The sequence below is a fragment of the Streptomyces thermocarboxydovorans genome, assembly GCF_039524635.1.
In the GTDB taxonomy this organism is placed as follows: domain Bacteria; phylum Actinomycetota; class Actinomycetes; order Streptomycetales; family Streptomycetaceae; genus Streptomyces; species Streptomyces thermocarboxydovorans.
The window spans coordinates 1-1,335 of record NZ_BAAAGU010000137.1; the positions used below are offsets into that span (position 1 = coordinate 1).

The 1,335-nt window shown below is 67.7% G+C and carries 1 protein-coding gene; it reads left to right on the plus strand.

Features of this window, described 5'->3' with window-relative positions; genetic code table 11:
• The first annotated feature begins 142 nt into the window (after nt 1–142).
• The gene (locus ABD198_RS30450) at nt 143–1,294 is read left to right on the plus strand and encodes an ISAs1 family transposase (RefSeq protein ID WP_344007956.1); all 1,152 of its coding nucleotides are present in this window, start codon (nt 143–145) and stop codon (nt 1,292–1,294) included.
• Nucleotides 1,295–1,335 lie beyond the last annotated feature (41 nt).

Genomic DNA, 1,335 nt, shown 5'->3' on the forward strand with positions numbered 1-1,335 from the left:
CAGGGCGATTGCAAAGTCGCGGTGACGTCGTGAGTGTGCAGGTCACGGCGGTGTGACGATATCGGAAGGCCCGCGACCGGACGCAACGAAGCTCCGTTGAGGAGGTGACCTTGCCAAGTCGCCCGCCCACAACGGAGCTTCGATGTGCCGTCAGTCTGCCACCGTCTGTCTGGTCAAGTCGCCCACCCGTCAGCACTGTGCGACGGGCCCGCTGGCCGAGCGGCTGGCCACGCTGGCCGATCCGCGGTGCCGGCGCGGAAAGCGTCACCCCTTCGTGGCAGTGCTGCTGATCGCCTGCTCCGCTGTGGTGACCGGGGCGAGGAGCTTCGTGGCGATCGATGAGTGGGCCACCGACGCACCGCAGGACGTTCTGGCCCGGCTCGGTGCCCGCACCACGACTGCCCTGGCCGTGCGGGTTCCGCCCAGCGGCGCGACGATCCGCCGGGTCATCAAGGACACCTGCCCCGGCGGCCTGGCCGACCTCCTCGGCCACGACCCGGCCGGCACCGACACCCTCGCGATCGACGGCAAGAGCGCCCGCGGCTCGCGCCTGGGCACCACCCCGGCTGCCCACCTGCTGGCCGCGATGACCGGCACCGGCATGACCGTCACCCAGCTCAGGGTCCCGGAAAAGACGAACGAGATCACCTGCTTCGCCGCCCTCCTGGACCCCTATGACCTGCGAGGAGTCACCGTGACCGGCGATGCACTGCACACGCAGCGCGACCACGCCCGCTTCCTCGTCGAAACGAAGAAGGCCCACTACGCCTTCACCGTGAAACGCAACCAGAAGAACCTCTACATCCAGCTGCGAACCCTGCCCTGGGAGAAGGCGACGGCGAAGTTCTACGACCGCACCACCGGCCACGGCCGCAAAGAGACCCGGGTCGTGCAAGCCCTGACCGTCACCGACCTCGGTGTCGACTTCCCGCACGCCGTCCAGGTCGCCAAGGTCGTACGCCACCGCACCGACACCAAGTCCGGCAAGCAGAGCCGCGAGACCGTCTACGTCATCACCGACCTGCCCAGCCGTCAGGCATCCCCGGAACGCATCGCGAAGATCTTGAGGGCACACTGGGTGATCGAAAACAGGCTCCACTTTGTCCGGGATACCGCCTTCCGTGAGGACGCCTGCAAGATCCGCACCGGGCACGGCCCGGAGAACATGGCCACCCTGCGCAGCTTCGCCATCAACCAGCTCCGCACCGCCGGCCACACCAACATCGCCGCCGGACTCCGCACGACAGCCCTCCGCCCCTACGAGCGGCCACTGACCGTCCTCGGACTCAACTGACCTGCACCAACACACGATCAACGAACTTTGCAATCGCCCTG

What these genes read in the sequence shown, in the direction of transcription:
- ABD198_RS30450 (WP_344007956.1), top strand. Translation starts at nt 143, where the DNA reads ATGTGCCGTCAGTCTGCCACCGTCTGTCTGGTCAAGTCGCCCACCCGT.